This window comes from Roseateles sp. SL47, assembly GCF_026625885.1.
Lineage (GTDB): Bacteria > Pseudomonadota > Gammaproteobacteria > Burkholderiales > Burkholderiaceae_C > Roseateles.
Window position 1 is genome coordinate 191,530 of the sequence record NZ_CP113068.1, and the last position, 14,818, is coordinate 206,347.

Here is a 14,818-nt window from a genome sequence, read left to right on the forward strand (position 1 = left end):
GGGACCCGACACCGGCAGTTGGGCTGCCGGTGCCGGGCATCGCTCATCAGGCCAGCAGCAGCGCGTTGACCCGCTTCACATAGGCCGACGGATCTTCCAGCGAGCCGCCTTCGGCCAGCAGCGCCTGATCAAACAGCACCAGGGCCAGATCCTTGAAGCGTTCGTCGGTGCCTTCCTGCTGGCTGATCTCCCCGAGCTTGCGCACCAGCGCATGTTCCGGGTTCACCTCCAGCGTTGGCTGAGACACCGGCGCTGTTTGCCCCGCCTGCTTCAGCATGCGAGCCAGGTGGCCGCTGATGTCGCCCTCTTCCACCACGATACAGGCCGGCGAATCGACCAGACGCGTGGTCACCCGCACATCCTTGGCCTTGCCGTCCAGCGCGGTCTTGAGCTTGTCCAGCATCGGCTTGAACGCTTCGGCGGCTTCTTCGGCCTTCTTCTTCTCTTCTTCGTCCTGCAGCTTGCCCAGGTCCACCGAGCCCTTGGCCACGGATTGAAGCGACTTGCCTTCGAACTCGTAGAGGTGGGAGAGCATCCACTCATCCACACGGTCCACCAGCAGCATCACCTCGATGCCCTTTTTGCGGAAGACTTCCAGCTGCGGGCTGTTCTTGGCGGCTGCCAGGCTGTCGCCGGTGATGTAGTAGATGACCTCCTGGCCTTCCTTCATGCGGCTCACGTAGTCCTGGAAGCTCACCCCTTCATCCGCATGGGTGGAGGCAAAGCGCAGCAGTTTGACCAGGCGCTCCTGGTTGGCGTGGTCTTCGCCCACACCTTCCTTCAGCACCTGGCCGAAGTCCTTCCAGAAGCGGGCGTACTTGTCCTTGTCGGACACATCCTCGCTGTTGGCCAACACTTCCAGCATGGACAGCACCCGCTTGGTCGAACCTTCGCGGATGGCCTTCACATCGCGGCTTTCCTGCAGCAGCTCGCGGCTGACGTTCAGCGGCAGGTCGGCCGAGTCGATGACGCCCTTGACGAAGCGCAGGTACACCGGCATCAGCGCTTCGGCGTCGTCCATGATGAAGACACGCTTCACATAGAGCTTCACGCCACCGCGCTTGTCCCGGTTCCACAGATCGAACGGAGCCTTGGCAGGGATGTAGAGCAGCTGGGTGTATTCGCTGCGGCCCTCCACCCGGTTGTGGGTGAAGGCCAGCGGCGCTTCGGTGTCGTAGCTGATCTGCTTGTAGAAGCTGTCGTATTCGTCCTGGGTGATGTCGCTCTTGCTGCGGGTCCAGAGCGCCGACGCCTTGTTGACCGGCTCCCACTCCTCCTTCAGCACCTGCTCGGCCTTGTCGGCATCCCACTCTTCCTTGCGCATCAGAATCGGCAGGGAGATGTGGTCGGAGTACTTGCTGATGACGGACTTCAGGCGCCAGGTCTTCAGGAACTCATCTTCGCCCTCGCGCAGATGCAGCACCACATCCGTGCCGCGGCCCGGCTTGGTGATGGTCTCGACCTCGAAATCTCCCGTGCCTTCGGAGGTCCAGCGCACCCCTTGCTCGGCCGGCAGACCGGCGCGGCGCGATTCCACCGTGATGCGGTCCGCCACGATGAAACCGGAATAGAAGCCCACACCGAACTGACCGATCAGGTTGGCATCCTTCTTCTGGTCGCCTTCCAGCCGCGCCATGAATTCACGGGTGCCGCTTTTGGCAATCGTGCCCAGATGCGCAATGGCTTCATCGGCGGAAAGGCCAATGCCGTTGTCGCTGATGGTGACGGTCCGAGCTTCCGGGTCAAACGACACCCGGATTTCGAGATTGGGTTGCTCCTCGAACAGGGTGTTGTTGTCCAGGGCCTCGAAACGCAGTTTGTCGCAGGCGTCGGAGGCGTTGCTCACCAGCTCCCGCAGGAAGATTTCCTTGTTGGAGTAGAGCGAATGGGTCACCAGATGCAGGATCTGCTTGACCTCGGCTTGGAAGGAATGGGTCTGTTTGTCCATCTCTCGTCGAATTGCCGTCTAGGGATAGAGGATCGGGGATCCGGGAAGGGAGGCATTCTCCCCGCACGGCAGTGCCGCGCCCCGGTTGGGTCGGCAATTGGGGCGCGGATCGACGATTTCAAGAGCCGGGGCCCGGGTGGGGATGTCCCCACCATGGGGGGCTCGCCGGGGGGGCCGCTTCATGGGCACTTGCCACAGGTGCGCGGGGCCTCCTGGGGCATGTGCCGGGAGACCCCGCGGCTTCAGGCTTCAGCGTTGGCGGGCGGCAGCCACAGCCTGGCTGAGCACCTCCAGCACGTCCAGCGAATCGTCCCAGGCCAGGCAGGCATCGGTGATGCTCTTGCCATATTCCAATTGGGACGGGTCGTCCTTGCCGGGGCTGAACTTCTGCGCCCCGCCGTGCAGGTGGCTTTCCACCATCACACCGAAGATCTGGCGGCTGCCCTCGCGGATCTGGCCGGCGATGTCGCGGGCCACGTCCAGTTGACGCTCATGCTTCTTGCTACTGTTGGCATGCGAGCAGTCCACCATCAGGCGGGTGGGCAGCTTGGCGGCTTCGAGATCAGCACAGGCCACCGCGACGCTCTGGGCGTCGTAGTTGGGCGCCTTGCCGCCGCGCAGGATCACATGGCAGTCCGGATTGCCGCCTGTTTCCACAATCGCCACCTGGCCGTTTTTGTGGACCGACAGGAAGTGGTGGGGGCGGGCGGCCGCCTGGATCGCATCGGTCGCGATCTTGATGTTGCCGTCGGTGCCATTCTTGAAGCCGATCGGGGCGGATAGCCCCGAGGCCAGTTCCCGGTGGACCTGGCTTTCGGTGGTACGGGCGCCGATGGCCCCCCACGAGATCAGGTCGCCGATGTATTGCGGCGAGATCACATCCAGGAATTCCGAGCCGGCCGGCATGCCCAGGCGGTTGATGTCCAGCAGCAACTGGCGGGCGATGCGCAGGCCCTCATCAATCCGGTAACTTTCATCCAGGTAGGGGTCATTGATCAGTCCCTTCCAGCCGACGGTGGTGCGGGGCTTTTCGAAGTAGACCCGCATCACGATTTCCAGCGTGTCGGCGTACTTGTCGCGCTGGCTCATCAGGCGGCGGGCGTATTCCAGCGCGGCCACCGGGTCGTGGATGGAGCAGGGGCCAATGATCACCAGCAGGCGGTCGTCCTGCCCGTCCATGATGCGCCGGATGCGCTGACGGGTGCCCACCACCAGTTGTTCCATGGCCGTGCCACGGATGGGGAAGAAACGGATGAGGTGCTCAGGAGGCGGCAAGGGTGTGATGTCCAGAATGCGTTCGTCGTCGGTTTGGCTGGTCTTGTCCTGCGGCGAATACCAGCGCTCGGCCTCCTGGGAGCTGCCGTAAGGGTGATGGGACTTGGCATTCATGGGTCAGGTCTTCCTGTCTGTGTGAGGGGCCGCGCACAAGGTGTGGAGGCGAAAAAAAACCGCCGGGTGGTGGACCCGGCGGTTTCTTGAGGATTCTTGGCGCTGCTTATGCGTTCGCCTCTCCTCCGCCGGGGCGGTGCGAGAACCAAAAGAAAGCAAAATAAAACTTGCTGACGAAACGCATGGGCTTGATATTGCCTGTGACCTTCATGAGCCGTCAAGAGGGCCGATGAGCCTCGATGAGGGGCCGGTGTGACTGGCGCACCACGTCCACATCCCTCCCCTCGATGCCTTCCGGGCGCTCAGGCGGTGCCACCGACGGTCAGCCCGTCGATGCGCAGCGTGGGCTGGCCCACCCCCACCGGGACGCTCTGGCCTTCCTTGCCACACACGCCCACACCGGTATCCAGCTTCATGTCGTTGCCGATCATGGAGACACGGTTCATGGCGTCCGGGCCGTTGCCGATGAGGGTGGCACCCTTCACCGGATACTGCAGCTTGCCCTTTTCCACCCACCAGGCTTCGCTGGCAGAGAAGACGAACTTGCCGGATGTGATATCCACCTGACCGCCACCGAAGTTGGTGGCGTAGAGCCCCTTGTCGATGCTGGCGATGATTTCTTCCGGAGACTTGTCGCCACCCAGCATGTAGGTGTTGGTCATGCGCGGCATCGGCAGATGGGCATAACTTTCGCGGCGTCCGTTGCCGGTGGGCGCGACCTTCATCAGGCGCGCATTCATGGCGTCCTGGATGTAGCCTTTGAGGATGCCGTCTTCAATCAGCACATTGCGCTGAGAGGCGCAGCCCTCGTCGTCCACGTTCAGCGAGCCCCGGCGGTCGGGGATGGTGCCATCGTCCAGCACGGTCACGCCCTTGGCGGCCACGCGCTGGCCGATGCGGCCGGCGAAGGTGCTGGAGCCCTTGCGGTTGAAGTCGCCCTCCAGGCCGTGGCCCACGGCTTCGTGCAGCAGCACGCCCGGCCAGCCTGGGCCCAGCACCACGGTCATTTCGCCAGCGGGTGCGGGGCGGGATTCGAGATTGGTCAGGGCGGCGGAGACGGCCTGGTCCACATAGGACGCAATCATTTCGTCGGTGAAATAGGCCAGGCCAAAGCGGCCACCGCCGCCACCGGAGCCGACCTCACGCCGGCCATTGCTTTCAGCGATGACGGTCACGGACAGGCGCACCAGCGGGCGCACATCGGCAGCCAGGGTGCCGTCGGCACGGGCGATCAACACCACTTCATGTTCAGCGGCCAGACCGGCCATCACCTGGGCGATGCGCGGGTCCTTGGCACGGGCCAGCCGTTCGGTGCGTTCCAGCAGGGCCACCTTTTCGGTGCTGTCCAGGCTGGCAATGGGGTCGGCGTCTCCATAGAGGGCGCGACTGGCCGCCACCACGGGCTCGCTGGGCACCTTCACGCGCCTGCTCTGACCGGCGCTGGCGATGGCGCGGACGGTGCGGGCGGCGTCGAGCAATGCGGCTTCGGAGATGTCGTCGGAGTAGGCAAAGGCGGTTTTTTCGCCGGCCACGGCGCGGACCCCCACGCCCTGGTCGATGGAGAAGCTGCCGCTTTTGACAATGCCTTCTTCCAGGCTCCAGCCTTCAGCGCGGGTGGTCTGGAAATACAGATCCGCATCATCGACACGATGTTCGGTGATCAGGCGCAGCGCCTGGGACAACGAAGCGTCGGTCAGGCCGAAGGGTTCCAACAGCTGGGCACGGGCAGTGACCAGGCGGGCGAGAGTGGGTTCGCGCGAAATCATGGGTTGATTGTAGGCAGGCGGGCGCCACGGCGCATCGCCCCTTTCGGCTGGAGGGTGGTCGGAACGTGACCGGTTCCTGGCCCGGTGATCACTCGTCCTGGCTGGCGTCTTCTTCGGATTTCCACGCCAATGCCTGCTGGTACAGCGCATTGCGAGGGGAACCACTCAGTTCGGCGGCCAGGCTGACGGCCTGTTTGAGGGGCAGTTCACGCATCAGCACCCGCAAATGGCGCAGCGTCTCGGCCGGAATGTCGCCTTCGCTGTTGTCCACCGGGGCCGCATGCAGCACCAGCACGAACTCCCCGCGCTCACGCTGGGGGTCGGCCGCCATCCAGGCGGGCAGATCGGCACAGCGGGCGGTATGCACCGTCTCGAACTGCTTGGTCAATTCACGGCAGACGGTGAGCAGTTGATCCGGCGCCAATTCGGCCAGCAGTTGCAACAGTTCGCGAATGCGATGGGGGGCCTCGAACAGCACCAGACTATGGGCCTGCCCTGTGAGGGTGGCGGCCATGGCACGGCGTTCTGCCGCCTTGGTGGGCAGAAAGCCGACGAATCGGAACCCTTGAGCGCGGGTGTCGCCGGCCACGCAAACGGCGGTGACGGTACTGCTGGCGCCGGGCAGGGGCAGCACGCGGATACCGGCCTCCCGGGCGGCGGCCACGAGCACAGCGCCGGGGTCGGAGACGGCGGGGGTGCCGGCATCGCTCACATAGGCGATGCGTTCCCCCTGCCGCAGGCGGTTCACCAGCGCCTGCGCGGCTGATTGCTCGTTGTGCTGGTGCAGCGCCACCAGTGGCTTGTGCAGGCCCAGCCAGCGCAGCAGCTGGGCGCTGACGCGGGTGTCCTCGCAGGCCACGGCATCGACCAGGGTTAGCACGTGGATGGCACGCAGGGTGATGTCGGACAAATTTCCGATCGGCGTCGCCACCAGGTAGAGCGTGCCACCGGGATACTGTTGCTGGCTGGCGGCGGCGGCGGCGGTGGTGGTCATCTGGCTCGCCAGAGATGCTGGGGCTGCCGAAGGAGACGACGGGATGTTCAAGGGGCTCTCCACAAAGGCGCTGGGCGATGAAGCCGAGACCCGCGCGCTGGAATATCTTTGCCGCCAGGGTATGCGGCTTGAGGAGCGCAATTATCGAGTGGCGCGCGGGCCGACGGGCCGAGGTGGTGAGATCGACCTGATCCTGCGCGCACTGGATGGCACGCTTGTCTTTGTCGAGGTCCGCACCCGTGCGGGCGGGTCCCACGGTGGGGCGGCGGCCAGCGTCAGCCGCACCAAGCAGCGCCGCCTGATCTATGCTGCCACGCACTACCTCTCCCGCTTCTCCACCAGCCCGCCCTGCCGCTTCGATGTCGTCGCCATCGACGGCGATCACATCGAATGGCTACCCGCCGCCTTCGACGCCACCTGCTGGTGACCCTTCCACCAACCGCCCCCGTCCACAGCCCCCGCAGCAACACCCCAGCCCCTTGACCGCGGGCGCATTCCTTAGCGGCGGCCGGCCACCGCCGGGCCGCCCCAAGGTGGCCGGCATGCCCCCTTGGGGGGCGGACTGACCAAGCGCGTTCAGCGCGACTCAGGCCGGGGCCCCAGTATCATGTAGCCATGTTGGAACAACGCATACAACAACAGTTCTTCGAGAGTGCCGACCTGCTTTATCAGGTCGCCGAAAATCTCTCCCGTCCGCTGGCCGTGGCGGCCCAGATGATGGTGGACGCGCTCACCGCCGGTGGCCGTGTCTGGTGTGCCGGCCTGGGCCTGTCCGCCGCCGATGCCTCTTACGCCGCCTCGCTGTTGGCCGGCCGCTTCGAGCAGGAGCGCCCCGGCCTCGCTGTCATCGCCCTGGACGCGCAAGCCCAGGGTTATCCGGACCCCGCCTCCGCGCTCATGCGTCAGATCCAGACCCTGGGCCACCCGGGTGACCTGCTGCTGCTGTTTGAAAGCCAGGGCAGTGGTGCCGCTGGCGCCCTGCTGCAAGTGGCCCATGCCCAGGACATGAGTGTCATCGCCCTCAGCGGCACACAGGACGACGACTGGCGGTCGACGCTTCTGGATACAGACGTGCAGCTCCGCGTGCCTCACAGTCGCTTCGCGCGCGTGGGTGAGGCACACCGGTTGCTCTCTCACTGCCTGGCGGACGCCATTGATGTGCAGCTGCTGGGTGCGGCGGAGTAGTGCCGCCCTCCCGGTCGGCGTAATCCGTCTTCCATGCTCGCGCGTTCTTGTGGCTGATGTGGCGGGCGTTTCCAGGACGCCCACCGTCATCCGTCCGCAAGCACCCCAACGCTGACACCGTCTCGCCACAGCGGGCGCTGTCCGCCCTGACTGACGAGCTTGCGAGCCCTTTCCTGCTAATTTCCCCGAGGACCCCACATGATCACCAAAACCCGTGCCCTGATCCTGGCCGGTGCTGTTGCCGCCAGCCTGTTGCAGACCGCCTGCGTGCCTCTGGTGCTGGCCGGTGCTGCGGGCAGCGCCCTGGTCGTGACCGACCGCCGCACCTCCGGCACGCAACTGGAAGACCAGAGCATCGAGCTCAAGACCGCCAACCGCATCCGCGAGCAGCTGGGCGACCGTGTGCACATCAGCGTCAACAGCTACAACCGCCTGGTGCTGCTGACCGGCGAAACCCGCAATGACGAGGACCGCGCCGCCATCGAGAACATCGCCCGTGGCGTGGAGAACGTCAACACGGTGCTGAATGAAGTGGGTGTGGGCATGCTCAGCTCGCTGTCCAGCCGTGCCAATGACGTGGCCATCGCCACCAAGGTCAAGGCCAGCCTGTTGGATGCCAAGGACCTGGTCTCCAATGCCTTCTATGTCGTGGTGGAGCGTGGCAACGTCTACATCATGGGCCGCGTGACCGAACGCGAAGCCAGCCGCGCCACCGACATCGCCCGCGGTGTCAGTGGTGTGAAGAAGGTGGTCCGCGCGATGGAAATCATCAGCGAAGCCGAACTGGCCAATCTGCGCCCGTCGGCACCGAAGGAATAAGGCCCCACGCACGAGGCGCCTGCGGGCCCTCAATCGGTTTGAAGCGGCTGCCCGGAGCCATCCGGCCAGCCGCTTCGGCTTCAGGTCAGCCGCTGAATCACTTCAGCCGCTTGATCAGGCTGGAGGTGTCCAGCCGTCCGCTGCCCATCTCCTGCACGTCGCCATAAAACTGGTCGACCAGCGCTGTCAGGGGCAGCCGTGCGCCATTACGGCGGGCTTCATCCAGCACCAGGCCCAGATCCTTGCGCATCCAGTCGACCGCGAAGCCGAAGTCGAACTTGTCGGCCACCATGGTCTTGCCACGGTTGTCCATCTGCCAGCTCTGGGCGGCGCCCTTGCCGATCACGTCCAGCACCAGTTCCATCGGCAGGCCGCTGCGCTGACCAAAGGCGATGGCCTCCGACAGGCCTTGCACGATGCCTGCGATGCAGATCTGGTTGACCATCTTCGCCAGTTGCCCCGCGCCGGCTTCACCCACACGGGTCACGGCCTTGCCCATGTGCAGGGCCAGCGGCTGGATGGCGTCAAAAGGGGCAGCATCACCGCCGCACATGATGGTCAGCGCACCGTTGACGGCGCCGGCCTGTCCGCCGGAAACCGGCGCATCCACAAAATGCAGCCCGCGCGACTTCGCCTGCGCATGCAGCTCCCGCGCGACTTCGGCGGACGCCGTGGTGTGATCCACAAAAATGGCGCCGGGCTTCATGCCGGCAAATGCGCCCTCCTCGCCCAGGACCACCGATCGCAGGTCGGCATCATTGCCGACGCAGGCAAACACCACATCGGCCCCCTGGGCCGCTTCACGCGGTGTGGGCGCGGAGGTGCCGCCGAATTCGGCTACCCAGGCCTGGGCCTTGGCCGGAGAACGGTTATAGACCGTGACGTGCTGCCCGGCTGTCGCCAGATGGCCCGCCATGGGAAAACCCATCACGCCCAGCCCCAGAAAGGCCACACGTTGGGAAGGAGTGGAGGAATAGCTGCGCTGGCCGATGCTGCTCATGGGCGGGGTCCGTCATGAAGAATGGAACCCCGATTGTGGCGCTTCGGCGGGCATCGAAGGGGTCACTGAGCGGCCGGATGGCCGCTTGGTGGTCGCTTGATGGCCGCTTGATGGCCCGATCAGACGATCGACAGATGCTCCGTGCCCGACGACAGATCGCCGCTGCGGGCACGCTCACTGTTGAGCTTGATCTGCAGACGCAGGTCGTTCACCGAGTCGGCGTTGCGCAGGGCGTCTTCGTAGGTGACGCGGCCCCATTCGTACAGGTCGAACAGCGCCTGGTCGAAGGTCTGCATGCCCAGCTCGCGCGAGCGCTTCATGATTTCCTTGATCTCACCCACTTCGCCCTTGAAGATCAGGTCGGAGATCAGCGGGGTGTTGAGCAGGATTTCCACCGCAGCCACCCGGCCCTTGCCCTCCTGGCGCGGCAGCAGGCGCTGCGACACGATGGACTTCAGGTTCAGGGACAAGTCCATCAGCAGTTGCGCCCGGCGCTCTTCAGGGAAGAAGTTGATGATCCGGTCCAGTGCCTGGTTGGCGCTGTTGGCGTGCAGCGTGGCCATGCACAAGTGGCCGGTTTCGGCGAAGGCCACGGCATGTTCCATGGTTTCGCGGTCCCGGATTTCGCCCATGAGGATGACGTCCGGCGCCTGACGCAGCGTGTTCTTGAGAGCCGATTCCCAGCCTTCGGTATCCAGCCCCACTTCGCGCTGGCTGACGATGCAGTTCTTGTGCGGGTGCACGAATTCCACCGGGTCTTCAATCGTGATGATGTGGCCGTGGGTGGTTTCGTTGCGATGGTCGATCATCGCGGCCAGCGAGGTACTCTTGCCCGAGCCGGTGGCGCCCACCAGGATGACCAGACCGCGCTTGGTCTGCACCACTTCCTTGAGGATGGACGGCAGCTCCAGCGATTCGATGGTGGGCAGCGTCGCCGGGATGGTCCGCAGCACCAGCGCCACGCTGCCCTGCTGGATGTAGGCGTTCACCCGGAAGCGGCCAATGCCTTGCGGGGCGATGGCGAAGTTGCATTCCTTGGTGCGCTCGAAGTCGGCCGCCTGCTTGTCGTTCATGATGGAACGGGCCAGCTGCAAGGTGTGCTGTCCGGTGAGCGGCTGGGGAGACACCTTGGTCACCTTGCCGTCCACCTTGATGGCGGGCGGGAAGTCCGCCGTGAGGAACAGGTCTGAGCCCTTGCGCGACACCATCAGGCGCAGAAGGTCGTTGATGAACTTTGTAGCCTGGTCGCGTTCCATAAAAGCGGTCCTGTCGGCCCCTGGCCGGAGCGAGATAAGTCAGTAAGGATAGGCGGCTGAGGCCGTCCGGTCTATCGAGGCGCTTACATTTTCCGCGCTCAGGTGCGCGAACTTCACGCCGCCCGGCTGCGGGTCGGTAACGAGGGGTACGAAGCGACAGTCTGCCCCCGGCGGGGACGTGCCTCTTTCGCCGGGCAGCGCAGCGATCAGCCGGGGAAGTTCTCGGGGAACTTGGCCTTGGCGCGGGCCTCGGCCGGGGAGATGATGTTGCGACGCACCATCTCGGTCAGGTTCTGGTCCAGCGTCTGCATGCCCATGCTGTTGCCGGTCTGGATGGCGGAATACATCTGCGCCACCTTGTTTTCGCGGATCAGGTTGCGGATGGCCGAGGTGCCCAGCATGATCTCGTGCGCGGCCACCCGGCCGTTGCCGTCCTTGGTCTTGCACAGCGTCTGCGAGATCACGGCCACCAGCGATTCGGACAACATGGCGCGGACCATGTCCTTTTCCGCCGCCGGGAACACGTCCACGATCCGGTCGACCGTCTTGGCGGCCGAGGAGGTGTGCAGGGTGCCAAACACCAAGTGACCGGTTTCCGCGGCGGTCAGGGCCAGGCGGATGGTTTCCAGGTCCCGCATTTCACCCACCAGGATCGCGTCCGGGTCTTCACGCAGGGCCGAGCGCAGCGCGTTGGAGAAGCTCATGGTCTGCGGACCCACTTCCCGCTGGTTGACCAGGCACTTCTTGGATTCATGCACGAATTCGATCGGATCCTCAATCGTGAGGATGTGGCCGTATTCGTTTTCGTTGAGGTGGTTGACCATGCCGGCCAGCGTCGTGCTCTTGCCGGAGCCCGTGGGGCCGGTCACCAGCACCATGCCGCGGGGCTTCAACGCCAGTTCCGCAAAGACCTTGGGCGCGTTGAGGTTCTCCAGCGTCAGGATCTTGGACGGAATGGTCCGGAACACCGCACCGGCACCCCGGTTCTGGTTGAAGGCATTGACGCGGAAGCGGGCCAGGCCCTGGATTTCAAAGGAGAAATCACATTCCAAGGTTTCTTCGTAGGCCTTGCGCTGCGCATCACTCATGATGTCGTAGACCATGTCGTGCACCTGGCGGTGCTCGAGCGGCTCGACATTGATGCGGCGCACATCTCCATGCACCCGGATCATGGGCGGCAGTCCGGCCGAGAGGTGGAGGTCAGAGGCCTTGTTCTTGACCGAGAATGCCAGCAGTTGAGTGATGTCCATGGAATAAACAATAGCCTGGTCGATTATGGCGACGATCTCCGAGAACATACAACAGCTGCGGGCTCGCATGGCGCTTGCTTGTGAGCAGGCGTCGCGACCTGTGCACAGCGTCACGCTGCTCGTGGTAACAAAAACTTTTCCGGCCGAAGATGTGCGAGCAGCCTTCGAAGCGGGCGAAACCCGCTTTGGGGAAAACTACGTGCAGGAAGGCGTGGACAAGATCGCTGCGCTGGCCGATCTGCGCTCGCAGGTGCAGTGGCACATGATTGGCCCCTTGCAGAGCAACAAGACCCGGGTGGTGGCCGAACAGTTCGACTGGGTACACAGCGTGGACCGGTTGAAGATTGCGCAGCGTTTGTCCGACCAACGGCCGGAACACCTGCCGCCGCTGCAGATCTGCCTGCAGGTCAACATCAGCGGCGAAGCCAGCAAGAGCGGTCTCACGCCCGCCGAGGTGCCCGACGTGGCACGCGCCGTGGTGGCCCTGCCCCGACTGCACCTGCGCGGGCTGATGGCCATTCCGGAACCGGCCCAGACCCTGGAGGAGCGACGGCAGCCGCACCGCGCGCTGGCGGGGCTGATGCAACAGCTGCAGGCCGAGGGTCTGGCGCTGGACACGCTGAGCATGGGCATGAGCGCGGATCTGGAAGCGGCCATCCAGGAAGGCTCAACGATGGTGCGTGTGGGCTCGGCGATCTTCGGCCAACGTCAACGGCCGGCTGCGGCCCTGCCTCAGGTCTGACGCAGGCCCCCCCCTGCCGCACCTTCACACCTTCACCGAGCGCCCCCATCAGCGCTCGGTTTCAACGCAGCAACAGCCGGCCCCCGGCATTCGCACCCCGCGATTCCCCCTGCTGAAACTGCCCTGTTCAGACCTGCCCCCATCCCGCCGCCGAAGCGGTAACTCGACGAAACTTCACCGTACAGCAGACGGCAAGAACTGACCCCAAAAGTCACGCAGTTCGCCCAGCTTGGTGACGTTTTTGCGACGCTCAGGTAACAACCCTATCAGGGTGAACCCGAGAGGCATGGACACCGATTTTTCAATCAGTTGCAAGTGGCGCGTCAGAATTCACGGCCCTCGAAAACCGGCATGACGCGATGCCATCAAGGCCACCGATGATTTCGCCGAAGCCCAAGCGCTAGGTGAATTGCATCAGTGGTCTCAGCGCGGTTTCACCAGACTCCAAGAACTTATTCCATGCGAGGGAATCAATGTCGTTTCTGTCCCGCCTGCGGATCGGGCAACGCCTGACGCTGAGCTATACCCTGCTCATTCTGTTGCTGATCGTGATTGGTGCCTACGGCGCCCACAACTCCAGCCGCCTGTCCCACGATCTGGACCAGACCGCCAACTCAAGCTTGGTGAACATCGCCGCAGCCAACGCGCTGGAAGGCAACGTGAATGTGATCGCCCGTGCGGCGCGCGACTTGCTGCTGCTGGACGAAGCCAGGCAGATCAAGAAGCAGAAGGCCGCCATCTCTGAGGCCTTGGCCGACAGCGAGAAGCAACTGGCCGACCTGGAAGGCAAGGTGGTCGACCCGAAGGACAAGGAACTGGTCAGCCGTGTGCATGACAACCAGGTCAAGTTCGCCGCCGCCGTATCGAAGTTCCTGAAGATCCAGCAGGACGGCAGCCCGGACGAAGCCCGCGAAAGCCTGATCACCGACGTGCGTCCGGCGCAGCAGGCCTATCAGGAAAACATCAAGGGTCTGGTCGACCTGCAGTTCAGCAATGCCCGCTCGCTGGCCGAGTCCGGCGCCAAGCTGGCCAACCAGTCGATCCTGGTGACCGGTGCCCTGGTGGTGGTGGCCGTGCTGATCGGTGGTGTCGGCGGTCTGACGATTGCCCGCTCCATCGTCGTGCCGGCCCGCAAGGCCAAGGATGCCGCGCAGGCCATCAGCTCCGGCGACCTGTCGCAGAACATCGAGGTGCAAGGCACCGACGAACTGGCTCAGATGCTGCACGCCATGCGTGACATGCAGCAGGCGCTGTCCGGCGTGGTGGCCAGTGTGAGCGCGGCCGCGACTGAAGTGGCCCACAACTCCAACGAGATCGCCGGCAACAACGTCGATCTGTCGGACCGTACCGCCCGCTCCGCTGCCAGCCTGCAGAACACCGCCTCGTCGGTGGAGCAGATTGCCTCCAACCTGAACGGCGCCAGCGAGCTGACCCGCAAGGCGTCCACCATCGCCTCCAAGGCCCGCCAGTCCGCATCGGCCGGTGGCAATGTGGTGAGCCAGGTGGTGTCGACGATGGAAGAGATCAGCGCCAGCTCGCGCAAGATCGGCGACATCATCGGCGTGATCGATGGCATCGCCTTCCAGACCAACATCCTGGCCCTGAATGCCGCTGTGGAAGCCGCACGTGCCGGTGAGCACGGCAAGGGCTTTGCCGTGGTGGCGTCCGAAGTGCGTGCACTGGCTTCCCGCAGTGCCCAGGCCGCCAAGGAAATCAAGGTGCTGATCCAGGAATCGTCCGTCAAGGTCGAGAACGGCACGGCCCTGGTGAACAACGCCGGCGCCACCATCCGCTCGGTGGTGGACGAAGTGAACAACATGGGTCAGTTGATCGAGGAAATCTCGCACTCGGCCCAGGAACAGGCCGCCGGTGTGGGCGTGGTGAACAACGCCATGAACGAACTGGACCGCACCACGCAGCAGAACACAACGCTGGTGGAGGCCCTGTCCCGCTCGACCGACTCGCTGCGTGACAGCTCGACCCGCCTGGTGAATGCGGTCGGCTTCTTCCGGGCCTGATCGGACGGGAGCAGCCCCACAACCATCCAGAACATCCGACACATCCTTCGGATCGACCAAGCTCCAAGACGTACGAGGTCCCCTGATGAGCAATTCCCTGACCCCCAAGTCCCTGTCCCGCAGTTTGCTGGGCCTGGCTGCCGCCCTGCTGCTGGCCGCTGGCGCCCACGCCACACCCAAGATCATCAAGAAGGTGCCGCCGGAGTTCCCGGCTGAAGCGGCCCGTCAGTCGATCAGCTCCGGTTCTGTGCGCGCCAAGATGAACATCGATCCGGACGGCAAGGTGTCTGGCGTGGAAATCCTGGAAGCCGAACCGCGCAAGGTGTTCGACAAGGCCGTGACCCGCGCCCTGATGGACTGGCGCTTCGAGCCCAGCGGCGAAAAGCAGACCCACGAAGTGAAGCTGGTCTTCAAGAACGAAGACTGAGGTCGGAGCGGCCCGCATCGGTCA

General features: G+C 64.4%; 13 protein-coding genes. 6 read left to right on the forward strand and 7 right to left on the reverse strand.

Annotation, left to right across the window (positions count from 1 at the left end; translation table 11 throughout):
* Positions 1-46: 46 nt before the first annotated feature.
* The 4 genes from htpG to rsmI form a co-directional block, all read right to left on the reverse strand.
* Positions 47-1,948, reverse strand: coding sequence for a molecular chaperone HtpG (htpG, locus tag OU995_RS00710; RefSeq protein ID WP_267833434.1), 1,902 nt, complete (start codon positions 1,946-1,948; stop codon positions 47-49).
* A 249-nt stretch (positions 1,949-2,197) separates the two neighbouring features.
* Positions 2,198-3,337, reverse strand: a complete 1,140-nt coding sequence (locus tag OU995_RS00715) for a 3-deoxy-7-phosphoheptulonate synthase (protein ID WP_267833435.1) — start codon at positions 3,335-3,337, stop codon at positions 2,198-2,200.
* A gap of 302 nt (positions 3,338-3,639) precedes the next feature.
* The gene (tldD, locus tag OU995_RS00720) at positions 3,640-5,103 is read right to left on the reverse strand and encodes a metalloprotease TldD (RefSeq protein WP_267833436.1); all 1,464 of its coding nucleotides are present in this window, start codon (positions 5,101-5,103) and stop codon (positions 3,640-3,642) included.
* Positions 5,104-5,191: 88 nt separating this feature from the next.
* Positions 5,192-6,097 (reverse strand): 16S rRNA (cytidine(1402)-2'-O)-methyltransferase, encoded by a 906-nt coding sequence (rsmI, locus tag OU995_RS00725; protein ID WP_267833437.1) that lies wholly within the window; start codon positions 6,095-6,097, stop codon positions 5,192-5,194.
* A 43-nt stretch (positions 6,098-6,140) separates the two neighbouring features.
* Here rsmI and OU995_RS00730 point away from each other — a divergent pair, with 43 nt between their 5' ends.
* The 3 genes from OU995_RS00730 (at position 6,141) to OU995_RS00740 (ending at position 8,101) form a co-directional block, all read left to right on the forward strand.
* Complete coding sequence (locus tag OU995_RS00730; RefSeq protein ID WP_267833438.1) at positions 6,141-6,524, forward strand: YraN family protein; 384 nt, start codon at positions 6,141-6,143, stop codon at positions 6,522-6,524.
* A gap of 188 nt (positions 6,525-6,712) precedes the next feature.
* Positions 6,713-7,282, forward strand: coding sequence for an SIS domain-containing protein (locus OU995_RS00735; RefSeq protein WP_267833439.1), 570 nt, complete (start codon positions 6,713-6,715; stop codon positions 7,280-7,282).
* Positions 7,283-7,480: 198 nt separating this feature from the next.
* Positions 7,481-8,101 (forward strand): BON domain-containing protein, encoded by a 621-nt coding sequence (locus OU995_RS00740; RefSeq protein ID WP_267833440.1) that lies wholly within the window; start codon positions 7,481-7,483, stop codon positions 8,099-8,101.
* A 97-nt stretch (positions 8,102-8,198) separates the two neighbouring features.
* Here the strand turns inward: OU995_RS00740 and OU995_RS00745 are convergent, their stop codons facing one another.
* The 3 genes from OU995_RS00745 to OU995_RS00755 all read right to left on the reverse strand — a co-directional run bounded on the left by OU995_RS00745 (position 8,199) and on the right by OU995_RS00755 (position 11,607).
* Positions 8,199-9,101: an NAD(P)-dependent oxidoreductase gene (locus OU995_RS00745; RefSeq protein ID WP_267833441.1), complete on the reverse strand. Its 903-nt coding sequence runs from the start codon at positions 9,099-9,101 to the stop codon at positions 8,199-8,201.
* 119 nt (positions 9,102-9,220) lie between these two features.
* Positions 9,221-10,357: a PilT/PilU family type 4a pilus ATPase gene (locus OU995_RS00750; protein ID WP_267833442.1), complete on the reverse strand. Its 1,137-nt coding sequence runs from the start codon at positions 10,355-10,357 to the stop codon at positions 9,221-9,223.
* A 206-nt stretch (positions 10,358-10,563) separates the two neighbouring features.
* Positions 10,564-11,607 carry a type IV pilus twitching motility protein PilT gene (locus OU995_RS00755; protein WP_267836415.1) on the reverse strand — a complete coding sequence of 348 codons (1,044 nt, stop codon included), beginning with the start codon at positions 11,605-11,607 and terminating at the stop codon, positions 10,564-10,566.
* A gap of 25 nt (positions 11,608-11,632) precedes the next feature.
* Between OU995_RS00755 and OU995_RS00760 the strand changes: the two genes are divergently transcribed.
* The 3 genes from OU995_RS00760 to OU995_RS00770 all read left to right on the forward strand — a co-directional run bounded on the left by OU995_RS00760 (position 11,633) and on the right by OU995_RS00770 (position 14,794).
* On the forward strand, positions 11,633-12,349 hold the full coding sequence (locus OU995_RS00760; protein ID WP_267833443.1) for a YggS family pyridoxal phosphate-dependent enzyme: 717 nt from the start codon (positions 11,633-11,635) through the stop codon (positions 12,347-12,349).
* A 473-nt stretch (positions 12,350-12,822) separates the two neighbouring features.
* The gene (locus OU995_RS00765) at positions 12,823-14,367 is read left to right on the forward strand and encodes a methyl-accepting chemotaxis protein (RefSeq protein WP_267833444.1); all 1,545 of its coding nucleotides are present in this window, start codon (positions 12,823-12,825) and stop codon (positions 14,365-14,367) included.
* 85 nt (positions 14,368-14,452) lie between these two features.
* Positions 14,453-14,794 (forward strand): energy transducer TonB, encoded by a 342-nt coding sequence (locus tag OU995_RS00770; RefSeq protein WP_267833445.1) that lies wholly within the window; start codon positions 14,453-14,455, stop codon positions 14,792-14,794.
* Positions 14,795-14,818 lie beyond the last annotated feature (24 nt).

Excerpts from the sequence above, each read along its gene's own strand:
- htpG (WP_267833434.1), bottom strand. The coding sequence starts at position 1,948 with ATGGACAAACAGACCCATTCCTTCCAAGCCGAGGTCAAGCAGATCCTG.
- OU995_RS00715 (WP_267833435.1), bottom strand. The coding sequence starts at position 3,337 with ATGAATGCCAAGTCCCATCACCCTTACGGCAGCTCCCAGGAGGCCGAG.
- tldD (WP_267833436.1), bottom strand. The coding sequence starts at position 5,103 with ATGATTTCGCGCGAACCCACTCTCGCCCGCCTGGTCACTGCCCGTGCC.
- rsmI (WP_267833437.1), bottom strand. The coding sequence starts at position 6,097 with ATGACCACCACCGCCGCCGCCGCCGCCAGCCAGCAACAGTATCCCGGT.
- OU995_RS00730 (WP_267833438.1), top strand. The coding sequence starts at position 6,141 with ATGTTCAAGGGGCTCTCCACAAAGGCGCTGGGCGATGAAGCCGAGACC.
- OU995_RS00735 (WP_267833439.1), top strand. The coding sequence starts at position 6,713 with ATGTTGGAACAACGCATACAACAACAGTTCTTCGAGAGTGCCGACCTG.
- OU995_RS00740 (WP_267833440.1), top strand. The coding sequence starts at position 7,481 with ATGATCACCAAAACCCGTGCCCTGATCCTGGCCGGTGCTGTTGCCGCC.
- OU995_RS00745 (WP_267833441.1), bottom strand. The coding sequence starts at position 9,101 with ATGAGCAGCATCGGCCAGCGCAGCTATTCCTCCACTCCTTCCCAACGT.
- OU995_RS00750 (WP_267833442.1), bottom strand. The coding sequence starts at position 10,357 with ATGGAACGCGACCAGGCTACAAAGTTCATCAACGACCTTCTGCGCCTG.
- OU995_RS00755 (WP_267836415.1), bottom strand. The coding sequence starts at position 11,607 with ATGGACATCACTCAACTGCTGGCATTCTCGGTCAAGAACAAGGCCTCT.
- OU995_RS00760 (WP_267833443.1), top strand. The coding sequence starts at position 11,633 with ATGGCGACGATCTCCGAGAACATACAACAGCTGCGGGCTCGCATGGCG.
- OU995_RS00765 (WP_267833444.1), top strand. The coding sequence starts at position 12,823 with ATGTCGTTTCTGTCCCGCCTGCGGATCGGGCAACGCCTGACGCTGAGC.
- OU995_RS00770 (WP_267833445.1), top strand. The coding sequence starts at position 14,453 with ATGAGCAATTCCCTGACCCCCAAGTCCCTGTCCCGCAGTTTGCTGGGC.